Below are 26654 nucleotides of genomic sequence, written 5' to 3'. Positions count from 1 at the left end.
GGAAACTTACGGCCCTTTAAGTGTCTGTTAGTTTTTAGATATTATCAAAAAAAGCGAACTACCAAATGGAAAATTGGATGAAAGCCTACTTTCAAATTTTACCAATCGATAAAAAAATGAATTTAAAAACGGAGAAGGCAAGGAAACATCTGATTTGATTTCAGCTAAGTTCACCTTCCCAAATCGCAATTGAAGCCTTTGGACAAAACGCACCAAGAAAATCAAGGGCGAAATGAAAAAAGACCAATAGGTAGCTTTGACTATTTTTTGGGCACCTAAATATTTTTTAAAATCAGCGAGTACAAACCTCTTTTTGCTTCCTACAGCAATATCGTGCGTACCTCTGAATGCCTCAAAAGCATTGTTATTGCTAATGAACTTCCCGTTAGGTTTTAGTAAACTTAAAATATCTAGTAATGCCTTTTTAATTTCCTCAACCTCAAATTGATACAACACGTCATTGCAAATAACGACATCAAAACTACCCGTTTCAAACATACCCTTAAGCTCTAAAATAGAGGCTTGACTAACATGTAGCCCTCTGCTTTTAGAAAACTCAACTGCCGCATCATTAAAGTCAAAGCCTTGTATTTGCTTATACCCTTTGGCAGCTAAAAACGAAAGCATGCCACCCGTTCCGCAACCTGCATCCAATATTTTGATATCAGTTTTTTCACCAAATTCAGCTTTAATGGCCTCATAAACGCGTTCGTGCAGTATTTTGTACCACCAAAGCTGCTCTTCCACCTGATACATCGCTTCGTATTCTGCCCTGTTTATCAGCATAGATTAGTGTGTCGCTTCGTTTTCTACCACTTTAATTTCGGGTCTGTGATACACTGTAGAGTTGGCAGGTACTGACTTGGTCAACCAAACGTTACCCCCTATTATACTATTGGTACCAATCGTAGTTTCACCACCTAAAATCGTCGCTCCCGAATAAATCACCACGTTGTCTTCTACCGTTGGATGTCTTTTGGTATTGGCTAAATCTTTGTCAACACTCAAGGCTCCCAAAGTAACACCTTGATAAATTTTTACATTTTTACCGATGTGACAAGTCTCCCCTATTACCACTCCTGTTCCATGGTCGATGAAGAAATACTCGTCAATTTTGGCCCCGGGATGAATGTCGATTCCTGTCCTTGAGTGTGCAAATTCGGTTAAAATTCTCGGAATCAAATTGATTTCTAATTGATGCAACATATGGGCCACTCTGTAAAATGAAATGGCATAAAAACCCGGATAGGCTCTGATGATTTCAAACTCAGACTTGGCTGCGGGGTCACCTTTCATGATGGCTTCCACGTCTGTGTTTAGTATTCGAAACAATTCCGGTATGGCTTCCGTAAATGACTTTGTCTTTTGCTCCAAATCACAATCTTTGCAGCGATCGGTAGCGTTTAATATAAACTTCAGCTCGTTTCCTAAGTTCCAAAACTCCCCTTCTATCTCGTCAACACTTCTAAAAAAATCTTTGGCTTGCTCAGGAAACAATAAGCGAATAAGCTTTATTGCCCAATCTGCAATCTCTTTGGTCTGCGGAACAGCTTCTGTATTTTGATGTTTTAAAAATATATGCTCCAAAAATTTCTTATCCATTTCTATATATATGTTTTATAAAATTCTTTTTTTTTGTTAAAATAATAAACCAAAATAAGGCTTTATGGTTCACGTAAGCCTTCTTTGAATGAGTTTCTCTATCAGTTCAAAAAATAAATCAGGCTTTAGCGTTCGCCAATTTTCCATTTGTAAAGTACCCCCATAGTTTAAATAATAGTCTAAACGATACTTGGTGAGCTCTTCCATTATAAAAGCACGAAGATTTACTGCCGCTATCCATCCGTCTTCTACATCTTCAAACCACTCTTCGTAATAATCGGTTTCTCCTCCGTGAAACTGGAAAATATTATCACCCAAAAGTATGAAATATTTTATTCCATTTTTGATTAAATGATCTATTACGTACCTTTTAAAATACATAATGTCGTTATGGAGGGTGTCATTCCATTCGCCAAAAAGCTCTATGACCGCATATTTTTTTTGATAATTTATCATCAAAATTTTTAAATACAAGGTCTCAGAGCCTATCTCGTCCCAATTTGGGTCTATGTAATACCCATAAACAGTATTGGTATAAACGCTACCAATCTCTTTATCAAAAAACGGATTTTTGGGGTCTTTGTACCCCTCATAATATCGCTGCCAATTATAAAACGGTTCTATATCGTGCATTTTTTGTATGTCCGTAAAGTATCTTAATTTTTTGTGCTTATTTTTGAATCAGAAAAAGAAACGATGCAAAATATTCAGTACAAATATAAACCCGAAAACCTTAGGGAATCGGACCCGACGAAATTTAAAGTTGAAAATCTCAAAAATGAGGAGATGCTTCTCAACTTGGGACCGCAGCACCCGTCTACCCACGGCGTATTGCGTTTGGAAGTTATTTCGGATGGAGAGCTTATCAAAGACCTGGTTCCTCACCTGGGATATTTGCACAGATGCTTTGAAAAGCACGCCGAAAATCTCCCTTTCAATCAAATTATACCTTTCGTTGATCGCCTTGATTACGTAGCCTCTATGAACAATGAGCATGCTTATGTGATGGGCGTAGAGAAAATGCTCGGTATAGAAAATACCCTTCCAAAGCGTATAGAATATATTCGTGTGTTGGTAGCAGAACTTAATCGAATTGCCTCTCATTTTATTGCAATTGGCACTTACGCTCTTGACATTGGAGCTTCTACACCTTTTCTTTGGCTTAACCGCGACCGCGAAACTATTTTGCGTATGCTGGAATGGGTTTCAGGGGCTCGTATGCTTTATAACTATATTTGGATAGGTGGCCTATTTTATGATTTACCTATTGGTTTTGAAGAAAAATGCGGGGAGTTTGTGGCCTACCTCAAACCCAAATTGGTGGAACTGCAGCAGATTGTAATTGACAACCACATTTTTATCCAAAGAACGGCAAACGTCGGGGTATTAAATCTAGACTTAGCCATAAACTACGGATGCACAGGCCCTGTTTTGAGAGGTTCGGGATTAAAACATGACTTAAGAAGAGTAGATGGATATTCGGTTTATCCCGAGTTGGATTTTGATATTCCGGTAGGACAAGGAACTGTAGGAAAAGTGGGCGACTGCTGGGATCGGAACAATGTGCGGGTGCAGGAGTGCTGGGAATCGCTAAAGATTATTGAGCAATGCCTCGAAAAACTCAACAAAGACCACAAACGCACACGAGACTTTGACCCTCAGGTATTTGTACCTAAAAAAATACGCCCACAAAAAATGGATTTTTATGCGAGAGCTGAAAATTCAAAAGGTGAGCTGGGATTCTTTTTCAGAACCGACGGTAGGTCAGATATTCCGGTACGATTAAAGTGTAGGGCATGTTCGTTTCACAACCTTTCGGTGCTTCCTGAGCTCTCGCGAGGAATGATGCTTGCAGATTTGATAGCCATTATAGGTTCATTGGATTTTGTAATGGGCGAAGTAGACCGATAATCAAAATTCCCAAACACTTGGGTTTTGGTTGCGGCGAATGTGTCTTCTCATTTCCATCCAAAAGGCCATGATCATGTAGATTAAAACTGGTGAACCTAAGGTAAAAAATGAGGCATAAATGAAGTATTTACGCACGCTTCCAGTAGAAAAATTGAGTTTCTCTCCTAGTCTTGAGCAAACACCAAACATATTGCTTTCGAGTAAATATTTGAACTTATTCATAGAATTTGGATTTATTTCTGGGGTGATAAAGTTTTCAAAAATCGTAAATAAAGATTTAAAATGAAAGTTTTAATGTTAAAAAACTATTAAACGGTCTTTATATCAAGGCATTAAGGCTTAATACGCTCAAAATAGTGTAATTGTTTAAAACTTTTTAAATTATTTATTCCTAAATCACTGAGTTTTGGGGATCACCACCTAGCTTATACGGGTAATCAGTTGTAAAATGTAGGCCTCGCGATTCTTTCCTCATTTTGGCACATTTGATAACCATTTCGGCACAAAGGATTAGATTTCTAAGCTCACAAAGTTTTACCGAAATTTTAGTTTTTCTGTAAAAAGCTTCTGTTTCTTCTTTAAGCATATTTAGCCTAGTTTCTGCTCTTTCAAGCCTAAAGTCAGACCTAACGATACCTACATAATCTGACATCATGCGTTGCAGCTCACGGGTATTGTGGGTTACCAAAACCTCTTCGTTTGATTGTACAGCACCAAACTCATTCCAACTTGGCACATCGTCTTTAAAATGCACATCTGAAATAGCCTCTAAAGCGATTTGTGAAATACGATTTCCGAAAACAGCTGCCTCCAGCAAAGAATTAGAAGCCAAACGGTTAGCTCCATGTAAACCCGTAGATGAACACTCGCCACATGCAAATAAATTACTTATGGAAGTACGTCCATACGCATCTACCAAAACACCGCCACACAGGTAATGTGCCGCAGGAGTCACAGGTATTTGGTCTTTTGTGATATCTAAACCTACGGTTAAGCACTTTTCATAAATATTAGGGAAATGCTCCAATATCAATTCTTTGGGTTTGTGGGTAATGTCTAAGTAAACAAACTCCTCCCCGGTCTTTTTCATTTCAGCATCTATGGAGCGGGCCACTATGTCTCTTGGAGCCAAAGAGCCGCGTTCGTCGTAATCGTACATAAACTCTTTGCCTGACTTGTTTCTTAACACACCGCCTTCGCCTCTAACGGCTTCGGTAATCAAAAAACTAGGAAAAGAACCTGGGTTATATAGAGAGGTAGGGTGAAACTGCATCATTTCCATATCTCTAATTTTGCCTTTGGCACGATAAACCATCGCGATGCCGTCTCCGGTGGCGATAACCGGATTGGTAGTGGCTGCATAAATATGCCCTGCTCCTCCTGTGGCCATCAAGGTCAGTTTAGAAAGAATAGTTTCCACTTGACCAGAATTGATATTTAAGGCATAAATACCGTAACATTCTACAGGTTGCTCAGCAGGATCCACGTTTTTACCCAAATGGTGCTGTGTAATTATTTCTATTGCAAAATAATGCGTCAATATTTCAATGTTAGGATTGGCATGTACCTGCTCAAGCAAGGCTCGCTCAATTTCCCAACCTGTTATGTCCTTATAATGTAATATACGTTTGGCTGAGTGCCCTCCCTCACGAGTGAGGTTATATTCGCCTGAATCTTCTTTATCAAAATTGGTACCGTAATCTATCAATTCTTGAATTCGAGCAGGGCCTTCTTTAACTACTATCTCTACTATTTCTTTGTCGCACAGGCCGTCTCCGGCTATCATGGTGTCAGAAATATGTTTTTCGAAACTATCGGTTTCAGGGTCAAAAACTCCCGCAATACCGCCCTGAGCATACTTGGTGTTGGTTTCGTCGGCGTTAACTTTAGTTAGTATAAGCACTTTGCCTTTTTCTGCTGCTTTAAGTGCGAAACTTAAACCCGCGATGCCCGAACCTATCACCAAAAAATCTGCTTCTCTCATTTCTATATTATAATATTCTTAATTCTCTCTAAAAAAACTACACTAAACCCTCTCTAAGTAAGTCATGCAAATGAACAAATCCAAACACTTTCCCATTTTCGGCAACAATTAGCTGAGATATACTTAACTCTTGCATATGTAAGAGTGCATTTACGGCATATTCATCAGGAGCGATAGATTTTGGATTTCTAGACATAATAGTTTCGGCGGTCAAACTCGTAAAGTCACTGCTTGAAGTCAGCATCCTTCTTAGGTCACCGTCTGTTACTATTCCAATCAACTCATTTGTGGCATTTACAACAGCCGTGGCCCCAAGTCGCTTGGTTGTCATTTCCAAAATCACCTCTTGTATACTCGCCGAGTCTTTAACGACTGGGCAGGCATTATTTGGATAAATGTCTGCTACTTTTAAATATAATTTTTTACCCAAACTTCCGCCCGGGTGATATTTGGCGAAGTCTTTTTTGGTGAACTCCCTTGCTTCAAGTAAACAAACCGCTACTGCATCGCCCAAAGCCAATGCTGCAGTGGTGGAAGTAGTAGGAGCTAGATTAAGTAGGCAGGCTTCTTTGTCTACATGGGCATTTAAAACGAAGTCGCTATTGATAGCCAAATAAGACTCTAGGTTAGAAACCAATGCTATTATTTTGGTTCCCAAGCGTTTGATCATAGGTAGCACTACCTTGATTTCGGGTGTGTCGCCACTTTTTGAAAGAAACATGATGATGTCTTGATCGTCTATGATACCGAGGTCGCCATGAAGGGCATCGGTGGCATGCATAAACACGGCCTTTTGGCCTGTGGAGTTAAAAGTTGCAACTATTTTTTGAGCAATAATGGCACTTTTACCTATTCCTGTGATCACAACCTTGCCTCTACAGGCCAATATTTCGTGGATAATGGCCTCAAATTTATCGTCAATTGTATTTATCAAAGATTTAATAGCCTCAGTCTCATCAACTAAGACTTTTTTGGCTATATCAATAATATTTTTATCTAATTTCGTCCGCACTGTAAAAAAGGGGTGTTTTTTTTACGCAAAGATAAGCCTTTACGCCCATTTTACTAAAGATTTTTTTTTAGGATAATTTAAGTACAACAAAACAAAATTTGTATATTGGCTATAGAATTAATTCACCACGTTTTTATTGAACGTGCTTTTTTTTAACGCCAATACGTGATTTAGCTATGATTGATGAATCAATAGATTTCGAATTAAAAAAGAACCTAAAAGAGATTTTTGGGTTTGACAATTTTAGGGGAGAGCAAGAAAAGATTATCAAAAGTATTGTTTCAGGAAAGAATACTTTTGTGATTATGCCAACAGGTGCAGGTAAGTCATTGTGTTATCAATTACCGGCCACAGTATTAGAAGGAACTGCAATCGTGATATCACCTTTGATAGCCCTAATGAAAAACCAGGTAGACCAATTGAAAGCATTTGGAATAAATGCCCAATTTCTTAATTCTACCCTAAATAAGTCTGAAATGAATCGCGTCAAAAATGACGTGATAGCAGGAAACTGCAAATTGTTATATATAGCTCCTGAGTCGCTTACCAAAGAAGACAATCTTGTTTTCCTAAAAAAAGCAACCCTTAGTTTTGTAGCTGTAGACGAAGCTCACTGTATATCAGAATGGGGGCACGATTTTAGGCCTGAATATCGTAAAATCAAAGAAATAATAGAGAATATCAATCCTGATCTTCCTATTATTGCCTTAACGGCCACTGCCACTCCAAAGGTGCAGATAGATATTCAGAAAAGTCTAAATATGGACGATTCACATATTTTCAAGACTTCGTTTAACAGAACTAACCTTTATTACGAAGTTCGTCCGAAACAAAACGCCAAAAAGCAATTAATCAAGTTTTTGACCCAACACAAAGGCAAGTCAGGAATAGTGTATTGTTTGAGCCGTAAAAAAGTGGAGGAAATAGCCGAGCTTTTGGTTGTTAATGGATTTAAGGCATTGCCTTACCATGCAGGTTTGGATTCAGACGTGAGAATGAAAAACCAAGATGCATTTTTAAAAGAAGATTGCGACATTGTGGTAGCTACCATAGCTTTTGGTATGGGTATCGACAAACCCGATGTTAGGTTTGTGGTGCATTATGATGCTCCAAAGTCGCTTGAAGGTTACTACCAAGAAACTGGTAGAGGTGGAAGAGACGGACTTGATGGCTCATGTTTGATGTTTTATGCATTGGACGACATCACAAAACTTGAGAAGTTTAACAAAGACAAAAACGTAACCGAGAGAGATAACGCCAAAGCATTACTAATGGAAATGGTGGCTTATTCGTCTTTGGGTGTATGTAGAAGACGTCAATTGTTGAGCTATTTTGGTGAGCAAATGGAAAAAAATTGCGGTTTCTGTGATAACTGCAATAAACCTACCAAGACATTTAAAGGAGAAGAAGAGGTTGTTTTGGTTTTAGATACCATCAAAAAAACAGAACAACGATTCTCAGCAAATCATATAGCAGATATTTTAACAGCCAACACCAAAGACAACCCGGCAATAGTAAGCTATGGCCACGACAAATTGGATTCGTTTGGTAAAGGGCTGAAATACTTCAACTTATCAGATAAGTTTGAAGAAGAGGAAGAGGAAGACGAAGATGCGATTGTAGTAAACAAAAAACCTAAAGCAGATATAAATGCCGATGGTAAAATCACTGCCGCAGATAAGTGGGTTTCTATCATCAGACAGCTTCTTGTATTTGGATATCTGAAAAAAGACATAGAAAGCTACGGAATTGTAAAACTTACTGAAAAAGCAGAGAAGTTTTTACAAGACCCTTACACGATCACCTTCCAAGAAGACCACGACCTAAACGAAACCGAAGGTAGTGGCGAAGACGAACTGCAACAAAGTAGCGGACCTACAAGCAGCGGCGGTGCTTCTGACCAAGCCTTGTTAGAATTACTAAAGGCTCTACGTAAAAAAATAGCCAAAGAGAAAAATGTACCGCCTTATGTGGTATTCCAAGATCCATCTTTGGAAGAAATGGCCACCACCTACCCTACTACTGAACTTGAACTATCGCAGGTAAATGGTGTAGGAATGGGTAAAGTAGTGAAGTTTGGCAAGCCGTTTTTGACTTTAATCAATAAATACATCGACGATAATGATATAGAAACTTCTGCTGACTTAATGGTAAAAACTACCGTAAACAAGTCTAAGAAGAAGATTTTCATTATTCAGCAGATTGACCGAAAGATTGATTTAGAAGAAATAGCAGAAGCCAAAGAAATGGCAGCTGACGAGATTATTTCTGAGATAGAAAGCATCTGTTTTTCGGGAACAAAACTAAACTTAGATTATTATATAAATCAGGTAATAGATAAAGAAAAACAAAAAGATATCTATGAGTACTTTATGACATCGTCATCTGACGATATTAAGGCCGCTTTAGTAGAATTTGAAGATTATGATGATGAAGTAACCGAAGAGGAGCTTCGATTGATGCGGATCAAGTTTATATCGGAGATGGCCAACTAACAATAAAAAGGCCTTAACTGAAAATAGTCGACTTCATAGAAGTCGACTATTTTTTTTACTGTCAAACGGTTAACTTTTATTTTTAAAGAAAACATAGCTTAAACCTATCATTGAGGCCATTTTTTTAAACATTTTGAAAAACACCCCCATTTCATTAACTGGGTCGCCTGCCAGCGGGGCCTCCATTTTTTTTCGAAAAAAAACGGAGCAAAAAAACTGTACCCTGCAAACTCGCACAATTAAAATTCTTGTTATTAATGTTCTAATAAAATATATCTCCCAAAAGAATTTTAACAGTGCTCAAACAGTGCAGGGCGATGTAAAGATTTATTTTCTATTTTTTTACCCGTTTGACAGTATATTTTTTTTATCTTTGAATTAAATAAATTTCAGGTTTTTGAATAAAACCCTGAGCACAACACTCTGAAAATCTTACACTTATACTAAATTAATTATTATATCTTCTCTTGAGCAAATCAAAGAATTCTTCTGACTCAGGGCTTTTCAAATCCCACTTATATTGACTCATATATTTCTTAATCATTTGATCTTTAGCTTCTCCAAATGTTTGACAAGTTTCTAGTTCTTCAATGGCCTGGTCAAACTCTGAGCTTTTAGAACCAAAAAGATTGTTTATAAATAAGAATCGCTGATTAAGTGAAATATTCCCTTTGATTGACTCTATTTTGCGTTTCGCATGAAAGTCTGAAAGCGAGGTTGTCTCTCCATTTTTACGATTGTGAACATCGTTAAGCGTTTCATTCAAAAATTTGTTTTCTACTTTAGGTTCTGCCACCTCCACTTTTATTGATTCTGTGATAGTCTCTGCAAATGCAATTTGATCTTTTTTCTCTTCCACAAAAACATCTTCCGAGACCAACTTAACAGGCTCGGGTTTAATTTCTTCTACTATCGGATCAACTACTACCTCCTCTAATTTGGGAGCTACAAAGGCAAGATTTCTCTCTATTTTTGGCTGAGGCTCATTTTCGGCATGTGTATTTATTGAATCAAAAAATGATTTGCCTTTTTCCTCTACCTGATTGCCATTTAAGGCAACTATTTCCATGATATCTTTAATATTTTTAGAAAAATCTTCTTTTTTGTCAGACGTCAGAAGATCGTTTATCCAGTCTATGGCTTCATTAACATACACAAAAGTAGTTCCATTTAATCTATTTGACAGTTCGATTAACACCCAACTGTAGTCTTTAAAAAACTTTCCGTTTTTGCTCAACCAACTTTGATCTAACTTAAAATTAGGCAAAGCACGTAGCTGCTCATTAAAAAAAGTTTTGGGGTCGTTATACAACTCTAAAGTAGATTTGGTTGCCTTTTGCAATATTGGCTTGAAATCGTCTTTTTTAACTAAAATATAACGAGAAAGTACATTCATAAAATCCTCTAATGCTTTTTTTGCCTCGGGTTCATTATAATCAAAAAATGGACTTTTAAGTTTATCTGTTTCTTTTTGCCATTCGGCGTATAGTTCACGAAGAATAAAAAGGTTTAATTGCTTTACTTCCGTAAGGTTAATAATCTCCGCTCCAGAGATGGCCTCTTTCGATATAAAAAACTCTTTGCAGATGACCTCCGCAAAATCATTTGCATTATTTTGAAAATCTGAAACGCTTCCGCTGTAACTCATTAGAATATTCTTTTATTTTTGTATTTTAATTGGCTAATACCTCTAACCCTATGCAACTTTTTTGCCATTTAAGTAACTAACGTAAAAATATTTAAAAAATGTTCATTGAACCAAAAAGACAGAAAGGAAAAGATACAAAAAATGGTTGGATAGAAGTAATTTCTGGTTCGATGTTCTCAGGAAAAACTGAAGAGTTAATAAGAAGACTAAAGCGAGCAAAGATAGCTAAACTAAATGTTGAGATTTTTAAACCACAAATAGATACCCGCTATGATGAAAACGACATCGTGTCTCACAATCAAAATGTGATTCGCTCTACGCCGGTAAATACATCAGAAGAGATATTGCTATATACAGGTGCTAGTGATGTAGTAGGAATAGACGAGGCTCAGTTTTTTGACATGGGAATAGTAGATGTTTGTAACAAGCTTGCTAATAGCGGAAAACGTGTGATAGTAGCAGGCCTTGATATGGACTCAAACGGTAAGCCATTTGGGGCAATGCCTCATCTGATGGCAATCTCAGAATATTTAACCAAAGTACATGCTATATGTGTTGACTGTGGCGATATCGCACATTTTTCACATAGAAAAGTAGAAAATGACAAATTGGTGATGCTGGGTGAAACTGATATTTACGAGGCTTTGTGTAGGAAGTGTTTTTATGAAAAAGCAAGTTCCTAGGAACTTGCTTTAATAAAAGAAATACTAACGAGAATATTAATTTTTATAATTTCTATCTTTTAATGATTCCGCAGCACTTTTAACGTTTGTTGATGTTTGTAAAGTGTTACTTTCAGTTTTTGTTTGCGGCATTTTATAGTTTCTCGCTTTCGTGGTTTTTGTTTTGAAAAAACCACTGCCAGATCCGCTTGGATTTCTTTTACTTAATGAAACCTTATAGTTCCTGTTGTTTTTTAAAGGATTTTTATCCTCAACTTCGACCTCTCCTATCATTCCTAGGGCAAAAATCGACGATAATAAAATTTTCATGATTTTGTTGTTTTAATTTTTAAAAAATATTTGTGTTTAAAATTGGACTTGCTCAGTACAAGCTGCTGTCTTCTGACTGATATTCGTCTGAATTTTCGTTTTGCTTATATTTAAACAAAGCCTTGTAAGTTGGCAACATGTATATCATTTGCTCAAGTTTACGCTGCACAGGAGTGTAGAGTGCGTAGTTTTTTTCTGCCAAAAACTTAAACATCGACACCAAGTACTGGAAAGTGTCTACGTTTGATGCGAAATCATAAAATCTAAAGTGCATGAAACGTTGCTCTTCGTCTTGGTTGTTATAAAAAACCAAGTTGAAATCCATGCCCGTAAAATTTGTAGCTATGAATGTCTCTCCTAAGTTTTTAGGGAAAAGATTATTATCTATTAAGAAGTCTACTACTTCTACTTCGTTTGTATTTAAATATAAGTTGCCTCCTATGTGTTCTGCTGAGTTCATATTTTTAGTTCGTTTTTTGTTGTTCTCTTATTGTTGATGCAACAAAGCAATACAAGTTTTTTTAAACCACAAAATACCCACTTGGAGCATCTCAAGTTCGTTTTTTATGATTTTTAGGTTAAAAAATGTTATTTTTCTGAAATTAAACCTCAAAAAAGTACTCCTTTAATAAAAAAAATATAAAAACAAACAAAAGTCTGTTTAAGAGTGAAGAAGTTCTTCAGAAAAAAATATTTTACCTTTTCTATAAATATTTTCAAAATTTAATTTTGTTTTAATAAATATCCTCCTTTTATGCTAAAAGCATGATATAGCTAAATCTTCCTTCAATGAGTTATAGTTATTATTAAAATTATACTATTCGTCTAGTAATCAATGTCTAATAAATATCGCATTATTACCTTTTGGTGAAAAATATAAACTGTAGGCAACGTTTGGTGCTAAAAGCGAGTATTATATAGTATTAACCAAAACAAGTACAATGAATATTAAGACCTATGCGATGGTTTTTGGATTGCTACTAACAGGAGCCGTTACAAAAGCACAAGAAACCAAGACTTTATTTGATAACTGGAAACCTATGAAGAAAGTAAAAACCGTGGGTATATACATTGCTCCAGAAATGGGTGCAGGGCAAATAAACGGAGAGTTTAGGCCAATGCCGGGCGTGTCTGCTATGGCGATATTGAATAAGCGGTGGTCTGCAGGAGTAACAACCTACGGAGTTATGGGACACGATGGCAACAACTCAAATGCAGTTTTTGGTGGTTTAAAATTAGAATATACCGTAATGCCAAATAGGTTATTGCACGTCTCGTTTCCGTTGGTGCTGGGTATGGCTAGCAGTTTTGACCGTTCTATGGACCAAAGAAACCAAAACTTTGGCTTTGACCCAAGAAACATACAAGGCGGCCGCAATTTTAACCATAATCAACAAGTTGGCTTCAATAACAATCAAAGAGGGGATTATAATCAAAATGCATATATGTTGATTCAGCCAGGCTTACAGACAGAGCTTAACTTGTTTAAATATGGAAAAGTGTTTGTAGGTGCCAACTATAGGTTTGCTATGGGCGAAGGCCACGGCGACAACCAAACCTCAACCTTAAGTGCAAGTCAGCTTAGCGGTTTTAGTGTAAATTCAGGCATAAAACTGGGGGTATTTGACTTTAAAGTTAAAAAAGGCCACCACAGAGGGCCAAGAGATAGAGAAGAAAATAACAGAAGACATCGTGAATAAGAAAGCGAGATAAAGGGAGTAAGCATGATAGGCGGACATTTTTTTTGTCCGCCTATTTTTTTACCAAAAAATAGGCATCTGTAACTCATTTATTTGAATGTCCACTTTTTGTCCACCTTAATTTATTTAAAAGTCCAAATACAAAATCTATTATTGTGAAGTGGAAAGCAAAAGTGAAGAATGGAAAAAAATGATTTGAGAGACAAAATAGAAAAACTGAAGCAAGACAAAAAGCTTCGAAAAAATATCTGTGCTGAATTCGAAAATCTTAAATCAGAGATAAACACCCATTTTGAGAAATTCCAGAAGAAAATAGAACGTAAATAATAGGGAATTACATATTATTAAACTAATTTGAAGGTACTCCCTCCCTAAAAAATGACTAAAAGACTATTTATAATAGGCTGCTTTTTGACTTTTTCAATTTGTAGTTTAGCCCAAAGCGATTCGGAAATAACAGCACTCAAAAAAAAGCTTTTAAAGCCTAAATCTAGTATTGAAGAAACAGTTAGCATTTATTTAGCTCTCTCTCAAAAATACAATAGACTGCAACCTGACTCTGCAAACAAATATCTCGAAATGAGCAAAAAACTCATTCAAAAGGTAAAAAGCCCAAAAGTTATAGCCGAAACCTATAATACAGAAGCAAACTATTTACAAAACAGAAGCGACTTTGAAGGCAGCATGGCGGCCAGCGAAAAGGCAATATTAATATATGAAAAGCTTAAAGATACCCTTGGCTTAGCACAAGCATATAATACCCTTGGCCTAAACTATAAAATAAACGGAGGGGACAACCGAAAAGTAAAGGATTTTTTGAGAATAGGGCTCCAGTATGAACAAAAAGCATTGGGATATTATCAATTGGCAAACAATATCGAAGGCTTACTGAGGGTATATTCAAACATTGGAATCATATATCGTGACCTCAAAGAATTAGAAAAAGCTCGCGTGAGCTATTTGAAAGGAATAGCACTTGGAAATGAAAATAAAAACAAAAGCTATTCGATGGGGATCTTAAAAGCAAACCTTTCGCAGATATACAGAGAGGCTGACCAAAACTACGACGGTGCTATCGCTTTATTACATGAAGCTATTTCAATCTATCAAAAAAATAATATCAAAAACAGTCAAGAACATGCCTACCGAAATATTTCTTATAATTATTCAGCAAAAAATGAATTTGAGACTGCAATTATTTTTGCCAAAAAAGCTACCCAAATAGCCAATGAAGTAAAAAACACACACCGTCAAATAAATGCATATTCGGCTTTATATACTGCCCAGAAAGGTGCCGGACTCTATAAAGAAGCTTTTGAAAATTTTAATTTTGTGAGAAACTTAGAGGATAGCCTTTTTTCGATAGAAAAGACGAGTATAATAGCTCAAATGAACTCCAAGTTTGAAACTCAAAAGAAAATTGATGAAATAAAAATTTTAAACAAAGACGCGGAGCTTAATAAACTCCAAAGGCTCTTTTTGATTTTTGGAATATTAATATTATCAGCTACGGGAGCCTTGGTATATTGGAATATTAATCGTAAAAGAAAAGAAGAACGCTTACTTCAGGCAGAAAAACTAAAAAACAACGAACTAGAACTAGAACTGAAGCAAAAAGAGATAACCACCAAGGTTTTACAATTAGCTAGAAAAAATGAGTTTTTGAATAGAATAGAAACCGAAGTAGAAAACCTAAAAACAAATGTAGACGGCTCCCTTAACAAAACCAGTACAAAAATTTCAAACCTGATACACAGGGACCACACTGACGAAAAACAATGGGAGCAATTTTCAGCCGAGTTTGCGATATTACATGCTAGTTTTTTGGAAAGTTTAGTGGCTAACTATGGGAGTTTCTCAAAAAGTGAAATTCGTCTAATTTCGCTACTTAAAATGAACATCTCTTCAAAAGACATTGCGGATATTTTAAACATATCACCTGACGGAATAAAAAAAGCGAGATATCGCCTTCGTAAAAAACTTTTACTTCCCTCTGATGAAGACATTCAGGCCTTTTTGATCTCCCATAGTTAATTCTCTCTTTAATAATTCAAGTAAAAATATTCCATTTAATACCTTTTAATAAGGATGTATACTTATTATTTGAAGACAAAAATGCCTTTCCTGGCCTTTTAAGGCCACTTTTCAAATCTGTCCACTTTTTGTCCACCCTCCAAATTTAGTTTCTTAGTAATAAGTAAACACCTTGCAGCTGTAGAAAAAATAAAACGCTATAGCTATGAAAAACCCAAAAATCTTAGAGGAAACTCCACCCGAAAGTATTCAGATCTTAACAGCTGATTCAAACTATACGATTATTAGGCTAACTAACGGTCAGACAAAAATGTCTGGCTATAGTCTGAATGTATTTGAACTATTATTTGATACCAAAAACTTCATTCGGGTAAATCGTTCAAACTTGGTGAACAGGCGATTCATTTCTTGGATTTCAAAAGAAGGACAGATATACCTTAAAAACGACTCCTCGCTCACCATTCCCCGTAGAAGAAAAACACTTCTTACAGACTTGTACCCTACTCTTTTTAACCTTTAAAATAAACCATTATGAAAAGAATTTTATTTTTGAAAGTATTTTTTAGCCTGTTTTTTTTAGGAAATTTCAGTTTAAAAGCTCAAGACCTGACGCACGTAACAAATGGCTCCAATTATACTATTGAGGTAAATCATTACCAAGCGTATGGTAAAATTGAAACAGACCCAACTACAGTTGGTGAACAAACCCATACGGGCGTTGCCGTACTTAATAATAACTATTCCGCAGCAGTAAACCTAGGTGGAGCAGGCGGTTCTTGTGCTGTGGATGCTACAGACGCCAATAGGTGGTTTACTATCAATCAAAGGATGGGACTACTTAATGGTAGTATCAACGGATATTTTAACTTTAGCTTTAGAAGTTGGGAAGATGATGGCGGAAATAGTTGTGCATATGATAGTGACGATGATAGAGTTTCAGATGTATGGGGGAGTCGATATGCTACAGGAAGTGATAAAAATCAATCAGAATGGTTTGATCACCCAGACAGGTCTTTGAATAACAACTCTATTGAAAGATTTAGAAGTACTTGGCGATACACAAACGGAACTAGAGCCTCGCCTCTAGATTTCGGAACCTTGACTACAGGCACAAAGTCGCATACAAACACGAACGCAAATGCTCCTACAAGTGCACATGCTTCGCTTGGTTACTCAAACGAATGGAGTACTAACTTTAGACCGGGAAACGATGTAACCTACAAATTTGTGGTTCCCACTGGAAAAACAAAAAGGGTAACCGTTTCTACTGATAATTCCACTACTAACACAGGCATGGTGGACAGCTATTTGTATTTATTAAATGCATCTAGTACCGTAATCGCTTATAATGATGATGGAGGACAAAATAATACCTCCTTGTTAACAAAAGACCTTTGTCCTGGCACTTATTATATTGTGGTAGATGGTTATACCGCCACTCGTCTCGGAAAATTTCAATTAACTGTAACAAGTAGTGATATATCTGTTACAGCGGGATCAATACAACTAGTCACTGGTGGTACTTCTATTTTTTTATGCCCCTCAGCCGCGATTCCAGCCATATCAAATGTTACGAGTGCATCAAGCACTGTAAGTGCTCCTACCTATAAATGGTATAAGCAGTTAAGTATAAATGGTGTTGCTCAAGGATGGGTTCATTATACTGCAGCTGGGTCTGGTGCATCAGCCACAAATCTTGGAACAATAGAAAATGCCGAAATATGTTGGATAGCAAGGGTAGCCAATGACTGCGGCACAAGTGTATGGTCTAATCAAGTAATATTTGACAAATACAATGTTACTATAAATGCAGGGACACTTTCAGCTGATAAAACTGTTCCTTTTCCCCATGAAATATTAAATGGAACAATTACAAGTGGCGTTACAAACGCAAGTGCGTCTCCTAACCAAGTGATATCTTGGGAAAAAAATGTAAACAGCAATGGCTGGGTGTCCGCTGATAATAGTAGTAATTCACAATCGTATACACTGCCTGCCATAATTTCACAATCTACCCAGTTTAGACGTAAAGTAGTAAACAGCTGTGCAGGTGTGGCATATACAACTCCAATGCAAGTTTCAGTTATAAACCCAAATGGTGTTCTGAAAGGAAAGGTATCGAGCAAAACAGGAGGTGGCGTAAGCGGTGTTACCATTTCCGCCAAAAGAAACACAAGTTTGCCAGGTGGAGAAGTAGACAAAACGTATACAGTTTTAACGGAATCTGACGGAACGTATGCCATTGGTGGTGTATACTATGGAGAGACCACAGCGGCTTCAGGTGCAAGTGCAAGTTTTACATTGACACCTTCCAAAAATACCCATATTTTTGACCCTGCCTCACTAAATAAAACGGTAACGCAACTAATAACTACACCAGCTGACGCTAACTTTATAGACAAAACAGTTTTTAGCGTATCGGGTACCATAACCCAAAAATGCGAGGACTGTTTAGGTGGAGACATTACTACCCCCGTAGAATGCCCAATTGCTAATGTGGAGTTATTGATAGATAATAATTACTTGGCAAATAACACCGAAGCAAATGGAGTTTACGAACTCTCAATGGATGAGCAAAGAAACTACACCATTAAGCCCAGATATAAAAACCACACCTTTGCACCTGCTCAGATAGTTTTGCCCGTTGGCGACCAACCATCCATAGAAAACGTAAAGTTTGTAGATAACACTACGCATGCTATATCTGGAACCTTTACGGCCGGCTGCAATGAATTTATTGGGTCAGCCAATATTGTCTTTAGTCAAATATTACCAGAGGTAGAAGGTGTAACCCCTACTGCATGCTTTACTAAATCTGTAAATACTGGCGTAGGCGGTGCTTATAGCATCACCTTACCTGCTGGACGCTATAGAGCAAGTATTGGTAGTTTTACAAAAAGTGGATCTGGAAGCGACCTTAATGAAATAACTGTCAAAGATTTTATGAATGACGTTATTTTACTTCAAGACTCACTTATAAGAGATATAGACGAAGCCGATAAAGTTTTAAACTTCGTTTACCCTCGCCCACCTGTTTTAGAGGTTTTGGGATTATTACCCGTTTGTTCGCTTACTGCTAATGTATGTGACCCTCTTAAACCTAGTCAACCTTACTCTTTAATGACACAAAATGACTATACTGAGTTTACCATAAAGGTTTGGCAAGGTGTAGCCAAAACGTGTCCAGCAAAAGACAGTATCATTTACTTGGCAAGTAATATTCAAAAGGATGACGCAAACGAAGAATTTGAATTTAAAAATACTACAGGTACTATTGTTACAAAATTAATGGGTGGCTTGCCAAACATTGTTTGTCCTTATTATAAAACCTTCAATATTCACTATGCGGATGTTTATGATAGATTAGCCACTGATGTAAATAAAAATGTGGTGGTTACGGGTTTAAAGTCTGACATCGGAACATTTACGACTGTTTCACCAGAAATCCCACTTAAAATCTTACATGATCCGCAGGGTGACCTAAGTTTTAGTTTTTGGGAGGCAAACAAAACCAGCGAAGAGGCCATCAGATTCTTTAGAGAGTCGAGCGATGAAATAAATGCTTGGGCAGAAATAAAATTAGGTACTGAGTTTGAAGCTGGAATTGGAGTTTCTGTAGAGACCGAGATATGGGGAAGTATAAAAGGAGCTTTGGGAGTGGGTGCAAGAAATGCCACCGACCATGAATCTATTCTTACGATATCGAATTCACAGATATTTTCAACTGCCAATAACGAAGAAGTGGTAGGTTCGCAAGGCGATGTTTATATCGGTTCCGCTTTAAATTTATTATATTCAAAAACGCACATTTTGAGTTATACCGATCCATGTAATTTGGTATTAAAGGCTGACTTTATCATAGCTCCAGACGGCTTTGCTACCGAATATGTGTATTCTGAAGACCATATCATCAATACGGTTATTCCTACACTAAGGGCTTTTAGAGACAACCCTGCTAACACCGCTCCAGAAAAAGCCAAATATAGCAACCAAGTTTCGGTTTGGGAACAAATAATATCAAACAATGCTCAAAATAAAAAGCGTGCATCTTTTGAAAAAAACCTTTCGTTTGACGGTGCCGCAGGACCTGTAGAATCTATCACTACCTCTTCTTCTACCAAATCAAGCACAATAGAATTTGGTTTGGAAATCAATGCCGAGTTAGCAACCGAACTAGGAATTGAGATTGGCGGAAGCGGAGCAAGTGGAGGCGTAGTGATAAACACTAAACTAGAAACAGGAAGTAGCACGACAGGCGTACAGACACAAACTACCACGACAGGTTATGTTTTAGATGACGGCGATAACGGCGATTATTTCTCTATAGATATCAAAAAAGATCCCGTTTATGACACTCCGGTGTTTCAGTTAGTAGCCGGAACCTCAAGTTGCCCTTGGGAAGAAGGTACACAGCCACGAGACGAAATGACTTTAGTTTGTGCCGTTAACAAGATTTCAAATATCGCAGCAAACGGCGAAGCCGAGTTTACACTAATACTTTCTAACACTAGCCAAAGTGGCGAGGCTAGAACCTATGCTTTGACATTTGATCAATCAAGCAACCCCGACGGAGCCGTGGTAACTATTGGTGGTAGTCCCGTAGTTGGAGCTACAAACTATACTATTGCCTTTTTGGGTAGCGTTCAAGTTATAGTAAAAGTAAAAAAAGGAGCAGCAAATGTATTCTCTTATACAGGTCTAAGGTTTGTTTTATCAGATGCTTGTGGTGGAGACATAAGTAAATCTGTACCGCTGAATGCGTTTTTTAATAGCCCATGTAGCGACGTTACTTTGTTTTCTCCTAACAATGGTTTTGGTATAAATCAAAATACTATTCCGATTGTTATTAAAGATTATAATGTGGCAAACCTTACCAATGTGTCAATGGAATACGCAGAGACGGGGTCAAGCAGCTGGGCAACTGGTTTCACTAAAACTGCCGCTCAACTTTCTACGGATGCAAGTGGAACTTTAGTAAATTGGTCATTGCCAAGCAATTTAAAAGATGGCAAATACAGCTTTAGAATTAAACTTTTGTGTGCATCTAATGTGGTGTATTCTGAAACAGTAACAGGTGTAATAGACCGTTCAGCTCCCATTTTGTTTGGTAACACCGAACCTTCTGACGATAATTATGTAATTGGAGATCAAATTTCAGCTACTTACAATGAAAACTTAGGTTGTGGAGATATTTCGGGAGCAAATCTTATCGTTAAAAATCTAAATTCTAATACGCCAATAAATGCTCAAATCGGTTGTTTCCAAAACAAAATCATGATTGTGCCATTGGCTTCAATGGGAGCTACCAACGACAGTGTAAGAGTGACCTTGCAAAATATTCCCGATGTATATGGAAACATCAAAACATCTACAGATTCTTGGAAATTTATTCTAGGAACTTCTACCGCTGCTACTGGAAATTCTGCCCTTTCGCTTGGTACAGGACCAGCAGGTGTCAGCAGTAAAACAGACGTAACAGACACCAAATCATCGATTTTAGTAGCTGATATTTCTCAAGTAGAAAACGCAAACGGTACATTAGATTTTTACTTTACCCTTCCTGCCAATGCACCAAATGACATATTAATCAACTATTCAGTTTCGGGAAGTGCAGATGCATCTAATGACTATACGGTGTCTTTTTTCCCTAACCAAAGACTTGATGGAAGAAAAATAACCTCCAATCAATTTTACGGTACATTTGGAACTGTAACCATTTTGAAAGGTCAAAAAACAGCCATAGTCAAAGTAGACCCAACCGGTGATAATATTTTTGAAGGGAACGAAACCATCATATTTACTGTAAACGAAGGCGGTGATTATGGAATTACCAATAGTTATTCTCTAACAGGCGTGATTTTAAATGATGACGGTGACGATTGTCTAAACGGCGGAAACGAATTTTTATTAACTAACAACAACGTAAGTGGCTCTGCTATAACAGACGGAACCTACCACAAATCCATAATGGTCTCAAACGGGCAAGTAGTGTCTCCTAGCAATGTGACCATAAAAGCCGCAAAATCAGTATCTCTAAACCCAGGTTTTGAAGTAAAGGCAGGCAGTATTTTTAAGGCAATAATAGAAGGATGTCCTCCAGCAGTAACTGCTTATAGCATTGCAACTCACAATAAGCAAAACTTTGACGCCAGTAATTTCTTAAAGGCGTCATTTGGCGATGCCACACGAGTAGAAAGCAACTTAATCTCGTCTGATATTACGTACGAAAACACCGTGATAGCTGCGGTAACATCAGATAAGATTTTCTTTGAATTCAAACTTGAGAATGCAGATGACATCACACTGACACTTTTAAACAATTTCGCAGGAGAGAAACTAAGAATCATAGATAACACCAACTACCAAGCGGGAACTTATACGGCTGAAATAGAAACTAAAAACCTAAAGAAAGGAGACTATTACATTCAGCTGATTTCTAAAAACAAAAAAACTTACCAAAAAGTAAGCATTAAGTAGACAACGGTTAAGTAAATCATATAAAGGAGTCTCCGCTTGGGGGCTTCTTTTTTGTAAAAAAATAGACTGTACTCACCTTAAAGTTGATAGCACCTTGCCCACAACCAGACCATCCGCCTGATTCAAGAGCCCATATATTGGATTTAAGATAATCAAGGAATTTATTATCGAAGCACATAAAATATTAAATAACCCCTTTTAAGTATGTGCTAAATTCTTTTTGGCCCTTTATTACTTTATAAACTTCATATAAAAAACAGATTAGAATAGTGTTAAAAAATCGGTGTAAGTAAACAATTGACCTTCAGCAAGGTTCTAACTACAATCAACAATTAAATAATAATGAAAAATTTATTTTTAGGTTTTATTGCACTTGTTATTTCATCAACTTCATATGGTCAAACCAAAGATGTGGTTGATATTGCGATTGGTTCTGCTGACCACACTACTTTGGTAGCGGCGGTTAAAGCTGCCGATTTAGTCTCTACGTTAAAGAGTGCTGGGCCTTTTACGGTTTTTGCACCGACAAATGCTGCTTTTGATAAACTACCAAATGGAACAGTTGCTACTTTATTGAAACCAGAAAATAAAGGTCAATTAGCTAAAATTCTTACGTACCACGTAGTAGCTGGTAATTTAGACGCTGCCTCAGTAGTAGCTGCTATAAAAGCAGGAAACGGTAAAGCGGTAGTTACAACTGTAAGTGGAGGTAAACTAACAGCCTCTTTAGATAACAACAAGGTAATGCTAACAGACGAAGCAGGAAATACTGCTTATGTAGTAGCAGCAGACCTCAAAGGTAGCAACGGAGTAGTGCACGTTATAGATAGCGTGGTTCTTCCAAAATAATAACATCCAACTACCCAAAAAAAGCATTTCCATCAAAGGAAATGCTTTTTCTGTTTTTATGAAAAATCCGTCAATTTTATTCAAACTGAGATTAAAAAGTCACAGACTAATATTTTTTTGAGAACAAATTAAATTTGAAAAAAATAAGAACACTAAAATCAAATTGCGACTTATTCACTTTCCTAATTCTTTAACCCATAAAGTCCTCACATAAAAGCCTTAAACTTAAAAATATGGCTAAAAAAAACAGATTAAATTCAACTTGTAAAAGCCCAAAATTCGAGATACATTTACCGAGGATTCATAAAGTGTGATTTTTCTAAATAGATTGTAACACAATTAATTGTTAACTTTTATTACGGAACAATCTATTTGAATCGCAAAGAAACCCTTAAAACAATAATTCGATTACCGTAAACTCTTTTCCAAAAATGAAAAATCTGAGCGTTTATTTAGTTTTTAATGGCCGCTGCCGCGAAGCATTCAATTTTTACCAATCCGTATGTGGAGGCGACCTCACCTTTACTCATTACGGCGACTTCCCAGCCAATGGTTCAGATGCCGAAGCCGACAAAACCCACGTGATGAATGCCTCTTTAATCATCAACGAAAATACGTCGATTTTGGGCTGCGACACACCTGCGAAGTCAGGAGGGCCTACTTTCGGAAATAATTTCCATGTAATGCTAAATACTTCCACCAAAGAAGAGGCCGACCAATTATTTGTCAAACTCTCCGAAAACGGCACAGTGCAAATGCCCATGGCTCAGCAGTTTTGGGGTGCGTATTTTGGCATGTGTATAGACCAATTTGACGTTCAATGGATGATCGCATACGGGTAATTTCCGTTTTGCGTAATCCTTAAACAATCCTCCCACTTTTTATTTAAAATTGACCAAAACCTTACTTATAGCAATGAAAAAACTTATCCCATTTATTTTGTTTATTGCCTGCATTGGCTTTGCCAAGGCACAAACTCCCCTTGCAAACGGAGCCGTAATAAGCTTATTTAACGGTAAAAACCTCGACGGCTGGCACCAAGTAGCCAATGACTACGGCACAGACCGCACCCTATTTACAGTAGAAAAAGGAGCAATCAGAACCTACGCCAAACAAGCCGCCAACAGTACCCAATCATTCGGAGCACTGATTACCGACCAAGCCTACGAAAACTACCTACTCACTTTGGAATACAAATGGGGCGAAAAGAAATTTCAACCTAGGGCCAATGACGTACGCGATGCCGGCATTTTGTTTCACATATTCGGAAAAGAAGAGGTTTGGCCCGGCGGCGTTGAATGCCAAATCCAGCAAGGAGACACCGGCGACTTATGGCTAGTAAAAGCCCGTGCCACCGTAAAAGAAGAAACCACCCACCACAACTATAACGCCAAAGGCACCCTAAAAACCATCGGTAGCCAAGAAACCTTCAACCGCTTCCCGAGGTCATTTTGCTGGGAAAACTACGGCTGGAACAAAGTACAAGTGCTGGTAAAAGGAGATTTCGCCCAATTCTATGTAAATGGCATACTGGTAAACGAAGCCACAGACATGAAAACCTACGACGAAACCCAAAAAGCATGGGTACCCCTAACCAAAGGCAAAATCCTGCTACAAGCCGAAGGATCAGAAGTATTCTATAAAAACATAACCCTTCAAAATCTAGATTAACTAAATTAAAACCAAACCCTAATAGTCAAACTCAGAAAGAATTAGTAAGTTTATTTTTGCTCACAAACAAAATGAATTAGATTTTGGGCGGCTTATCCGGCTATCCGCTATATCTTTTGGTAGCGGCTTCGCCAGCCACCAAAAGGATGCCGCTCCTATCCGGGCCGCGGGTAATTTTGATATAAAAAATCTTTTAAGACAAATTTTATAAATGTGACCTAAACAGAGTTTTCGTCATGGACTCTGCGGAGTCACCTTGTCAACATTAAAATTGAAGTTCAGGGCCCATTCAGACTCCCATATAGAAGACTCTATAACTGCCTAAGAACTTTTTAATTTGCTTTAGCAGAGTCTCCGTCAGGGACTCTGTGGAGTCACCTTGTCAACATTAAAATTGAAGTTCAGGGCCCATTGCAGGAGACACTTAACGGGTTAAGGAAGTTTTGTAAACGAGTAACAAAAGACAATCTTATATCCCAATTTGGGAATTACGTGAATTTTATTTTATATTTGTAACATGAGCATAATCGCATTTAAAACTTTAAGGGAGTTTTTTGAGAAACCTGAATATTCTGATTCTGAAATACCTATAAGAGCTTGGTATTATTACGCTAAAACATCGAATTGGAAAAATGCCAACGAACTAAAACAGCAGTATAAAAATGCGAGTATTGTAGGCGATGGAAGAGTTGTATTTAACATTAAAGGCAATACATATAGGTTGGTGGTAGCAATAGACTATGAATTTCAAGTGATATTCATTCGATTCATTGGAACACATAAACAATATGACAACATTGACGTAAAAAATATATAGACATGAATATAAGACCAATAAAAACTGAACAAGATTATAATGCTTCTATTAAAAGAGTTGAAGAACTGTGGGGAGCTAAAAAAGATACAGCTGAGGGTGATGAACTAGATTTATTAGTAACCCTAATAGAGTCATATGAAATGAAACATTACCCGATTGCTCCACCTGACCCAATTGATGCAATTAAGTTTCGAATGGAGCAAATGGGTATTAGCAGAACTGAGATGGTAAAATACCTCGGTAGCCAAAATAGAGTGAGTGAAATTTTAAATAGAAAAAGAACGCTCACCCTTAAAATGATAAAATCTCTCTACAAAGGTTTAAAGATTCCTGCAGAAATATTACTTGATTAACCAAAATATTTAGTAAAGTTCAGACTCCCATACAGAAGACTCTGAACGGGCCGAAGAAGTTGTTTATTTGCTTTAGCAGAGTCTCCGTCAGGGACTCTGCGGAGCCGATTTACAACATTTCAGTAAAGAATACACTCCCTCCCTTGCAGAAGACTGTGAACAAACAAAAAACCGCCATTCGAGCGGTTTTTTGTATAGAAAAATCTTTTAAAGCAATTATCAAAAATCACATTCTTTACCGATATGTTCAAATTTGGCTAACTCTTCTATTAGGCCATTGTTTACTTTTCCGAAAACATCATAGGCTATTTTACCTAACGGCAAATGAACCGGTGCTTCTTCTAAGTTCGCTAATTTATATATCGCATCGGCCGCTTTTGCCGGGTCGCCAGGTTGGTTGCCGTTTAAAGCCTGAAGGCCTCTTATACGCTCCCCCACTGTACTTTCATAATCTTCTATTTTTGTATTGTCATATGCCGCAGAGCTTCCTGCCCACTCGGTTCTAAACGGACCAGGTTCTACATTGGTTACTTTAATATTTAGAGGCTTCAATTCCGCGGCAAGAGCTTCACCGATACCTTCTAAAGCAAATTTAGACCCGTTGTAAATCCCTAAACCTTGTGAGCCTAAGCGACCCGCAATAGACGTAATGTTAATAATATGACCCGAACGTTGCTTACGCATCATTGGCAATACTTCTCTGATGGTAGTCAAAACCCCAAAAACATTCACCTCAAATTGTCTTCTTACTTCTTCGTCCGATATCTCTTCAACACTTCCCATAACCCCGTAACCGGCATTGTTTACCAGCACGTCGATTTTTCCAAATTTCTCTATGACAGTTTTTACTCCCTCAATTATCATTGCAGTAGAAGCCACATCTATAAGTACCCCAAAAGAATTACCTGGGTTTTCATTGTTAAATGCCTCTACTTGGTCTTGTTTTCTAAAAGTCCCCACCACAATTTGTCCTTGTGCTAAAACTTCGTTGGCCAGTTGCTTACCTAAGCCTGATGATACACCCGTAATAAACCAAACTTTTTTTTCTTTACTCATTTTTGTTTTGTTGAATTCTTATTTCCGAAAATGAAATATATTTTGTGAAATTA

At 37.3% G+C, this 26654-nt stretch carries 23 protein-coding genes; 13 read left to right on the top strand and 10 right to left on the bottom strand.

Features of this window, described 5'->3' with window-relative positions; all coding sequences use genetic code 11:
- Positions 1-27 precede the first annotated feature (27 nt).
- The 3 genes from ACFOOI_RS02115 to ACFOOI_RS02105 form a co-directional block, all read right to left on the bottom strand.
- The gene (locus ACFOOI_RS02115; protein ID WP_379834493.1) at positions 28-786 is read right to left on the bottom strand and encodes a class I SAM-dependent methyltransferase; all 759 of its coding nucleotides are present in this window, start codon (positions 784-786) and stop codon (positions 28-30) included.
- Between the two features lie 3 nt (positions 787-789).
- Positions 790-1602, bottom strand: coding sequence for a serine O-acetyltransferase EpsC (gene epsC, locus ACFOOI_RS02110; protein ID WP_379834490.1), 813 nt, complete (start codon positions 1600-1602; stop codon positions 790-792).
- A 69-nt stretch (positions 1603-1671) separates the two neighbouring features.
- Entirely contained in the window at positions 1672-2235 is a 564-nt protein-coding gene (locus ACFOOI_RS02105; RefSeq protein WP_379834487.1) for a hypothetical protein, read from the bottom strand.
- Positions 2236-2298: 63 nt separating this feature from the next.
- Here ACFOOI_RS02105 and ACFOOI_RS02100 point away from each other — a divergent pair, with 63 nt between their 5' ends.
- Entirely contained in the window at positions 2299-3513 is a 1215-nt protein-coding gene (locus ACFOOI_RS02100; RefSeq protein ID WP_379834485.1) for an NADH-quinone oxidoreductase subunit D, read from the top strand.
- On the opposite strand, the gene ACFOOI_RS02095 is transcribed toward ACFOOI_RS02100, so the two are convergent.
- The 3 genes from ACFOOI_RS02095 to ACFOOI_RS02085 all read right to left on the bottom strand — a co-directional run bounded on the left by ACFOOI_RS02095 (position 3514) and on the right by ACFOOI_RS02085 (position 6509).
- Positions 3514-3735, bottom strand: a complete 222-nt coding sequence (locus ACFOOI_RS02095; RefSeq protein ID WP_379834482.1) for a PspC domain-containing protein — start codon at positions 3733-3735, stop codon at positions 3514-3516.
- A 169-nt stretch (positions 3736-3904) separates the two neighbouring features.
- Positions 3905-5497, bottom strand: coding sequence for an L-aspartate oxidase (nadB, locus tag ACFOOI_RS02090; protein WP_379834480.1), 1593 nt, complete (start codon positions 5495-5497; stop codon positions 3905-3907).
- 37 nt (positions 5498-5534) lie between these two features.
- Entirely contained in the window at positions 5535-6509 is a 975-nt protein-coding gene (locus ACFOOI_RS02085; RefSeq protein ID WP_379834478.1) for a KpsF/GutQ family sugar-phosphate isomerase, read from the bottom strand.
- Between the two features lie 176 nt (positions 6510-6685).
- Here ACFOOI_RS02085 and ACFOOI_RS02080 point away from each other — a divergent pair, with 176 nt between their 5' ends.
- Complete coding sequence (locus ACFOOI_RS02080; RefSeq protein ID WP_379834475.1) at positions 6686-9004, top strand: RecQ family ATP-dependent DNA helicase; 2319 nt, start codon at positions 6686-6688, stop codon at positions 9002-9004.
- A 448-nt stretch (positions 9005-9452) separates the two neighbouring features.
- On the opposite strand, the gene ACFOOI_RS02075 is transcribed toward ACFOOI_RS02080, so the two are convergent.
- Positions 9453-10652, bottom strand: a complete 1200-nt coding sequence (locus ACFOOI_RS02075) for a hypothetical protein (RefSeq protein ID WP_379834472.1) — start codon at positions 10650-10652, stop codon at positions 9453-9455.
- 98 nt (positions 10653-10750) lie between these two features.
- Here ACFOOI_RS02075 and ACFOOI_RS02070 point away from each other — a divergent pair, with 98 nt between their 5' ends.
- Positions 10751-11335 carry a thymidine kinase gene (locus ACFOOI_RS02070; RefSeq protein WP_379834470.1) on the top strand — a complete coding sequence of 195 codons (585 nt, stop codon included), beginning with the start codon at positions 10751-10753 and terminating at the stop codon, positions 11333-11335.
- 36 nt (positions 11336-11371) lie between these two features.
- Here the strand turns inward: ACFOOI_RS02070 and ACFOOI_RS02065 are convergent, their stop codons facing one another.
- A complete protein-coding gene (locus ACFOOI_RS02065; protein ID WP_379834467.1) occupies positions 11372-11644 on the bottom strand; it encodes a hypothetical protein in 273 nt (90 codons plus the stop codon).
- Positions 11645-11696: 52 nt separating this feature from the next.
- Positions 11697-12104 carry a hypothetical protein gene (locus ACFOOI_RS02060; protein WP_379834464.1) on the bottom strand — a complete coding sequence of 136 codons (408 nt, stop codon included), beginning with the start codon at positions 12102-12104 and terminating at the stop codon, positions 11697-11699.
- Positions 12105-12585: 481 nt separating this feature from the next.
- Between ACFOOI_RS02060 and ACFOOI_RS02055 the strand changes: the two genes are divergently transcribed.
- From ACFOOI_RS02055 to ACFOOI_RS02010, 10 genes are all read left to right on the top strand, one after another.
- Positions 12586-13344 carry a hypothetical protein gene (locus ACFOOI_RS02055; RefSeq protein WP_379834461.1) on the top strand — a complete coding sequence of 253 codons (759 nt, stop codon included), beginning with the start codon at positions 12586-12588 and terminating at the stop codon, positions 13342-13344.
- 180 nt (positions 13345-13524) lie between these two features.
- Positions 13525-13671, top strand: coding sequence for a hypothetical protein (locus ACFOOI_RS02050; RefSeq protein WP_379834458.1), 147 nt, complete (start codon positions 13525-13527; stop codon positions 13669-13671).
- Positions 13672-13722: 51 nt separating this feature from the next.
- Positions 13723-15378 carry a tetratricopeptide repeat protein gene (locus ACFOOI_RS02045; protein ID WP_379834456.1) on the top strand — a complete coding sequence of 552 codons (1656 nt, stop codon included), beginning with the start codon at positions 13723-13725 and terminating at the stop codon, positions 15376-15378.
- A gap of 205 nt (positions 15379-15583) precedes the next feature.
- Positions 15584-15898, top strand: coding sequence for a LytTR family transcriptional regulator DNA-binding domain-containing protein (locus ACFOOI_RS02040; RefSeq protein ID WP_379834453.1), 315 nt, complete (start codon positions 15584-15586; stop codon positions 15896-15898).
- An 11-nt stretch (positions 15899-15909) separates the two neighbouring features.
- Complete coding sequence (locus ACFOOI_RS02035; RefSeq protein ID WP_379834450.1) at positions 15910-21855, top strand: 3-coathanger stack domain-containing protein; 5946 nt, start codon at positions 15910-15912, stop codon at positions 21853-21855.
- A 342-nt stretch (positions 21856-22197) separates the two neighbouring features.
- Positions 22198-22704 (top strand): fasciclin domain-containing protein, encoded by a 507-nt coding sequence (locus tag ACFOOI_RS02030; RefSeq protein ID WP_379834448.1) that lies wholly within the window; start codon positions 22198-22200, stop codon positions 22702-22704.
- 431 nt (positions 22705-23135) lie between these two features.
- Positions 23136-23546: a VOC family protein gene (locus ACFOOI_RS02025; protein WP_379834447.1), complete on the top strand. Its 411-nt coding sequence runs from the start codon at positions 23136-23138 to the stop codon at positions 23544-23546.
- A 73-nt stretch (positions 23547-23619) separates the two neighbouring features.
- A complete protein-coding gene (locus tag ACFOOI_RS02020) occupies positions 23620-24375 on the top strand; it encodes a 3-keto-disaccharide hydrolase (protein WP_379834445.1) in 756 nt (251 codons plus the stop codon).
- Between the two features lie 517 nt (positions 24376-24892).
- Complete coding sequence (locus tag ACFOOI_RS02015; RefSeq protein WP_379834443.1) at positions 24893-25192, top strand: type II toxin-antitoxin system HigB family toxin; 300 nt, start codon at positions 24893-24895, stop codon at positions 25190-25192.
- Between the two features lie 2 nt (positions 25193-25194).
- Positions 25195-25545, top strand: coding sequence for a helix-turn-helix domain-containing protein (locus ACFOOI_RS02010; RefSeq protein WP_379834440.1), 351 nt, complete (start codon positions 25195-25197; stop codon positions 25543-25545).
- Between the two features lie 219 nt (positions 25546-25764).
- Here the strand turns inward: ACFOOI_RS02010 and ACFOOI_RS02005 are convergent, their stop codons facing one another.
- Entirely contained in the window at positions 25765-26601 is an 837-nt protein-coding gene (locus ACFOOI_RS02005) for an oxidoreductase (RefSeq protein WP_379834437.1), read from the bottom strand.
- Positions 26602-26654 lie beyond the last annotated feature (53 nt).

Origin of the sequence: Lacihabitans lacunae (genome assembly GCF_042649125.1) — a bacterium.
Classification (GTDB): domain Bacteria; phylum Bacteroidota; class Bacteroidia; order Cytophagales; family Spirosomataceae; genus Leadbetterella; species Leadbetterella lacunae.
Note: the sequence above shows the minus strand (reverse complement) of the source record. Positions and strands in the feature narration are given on the sequence as shown.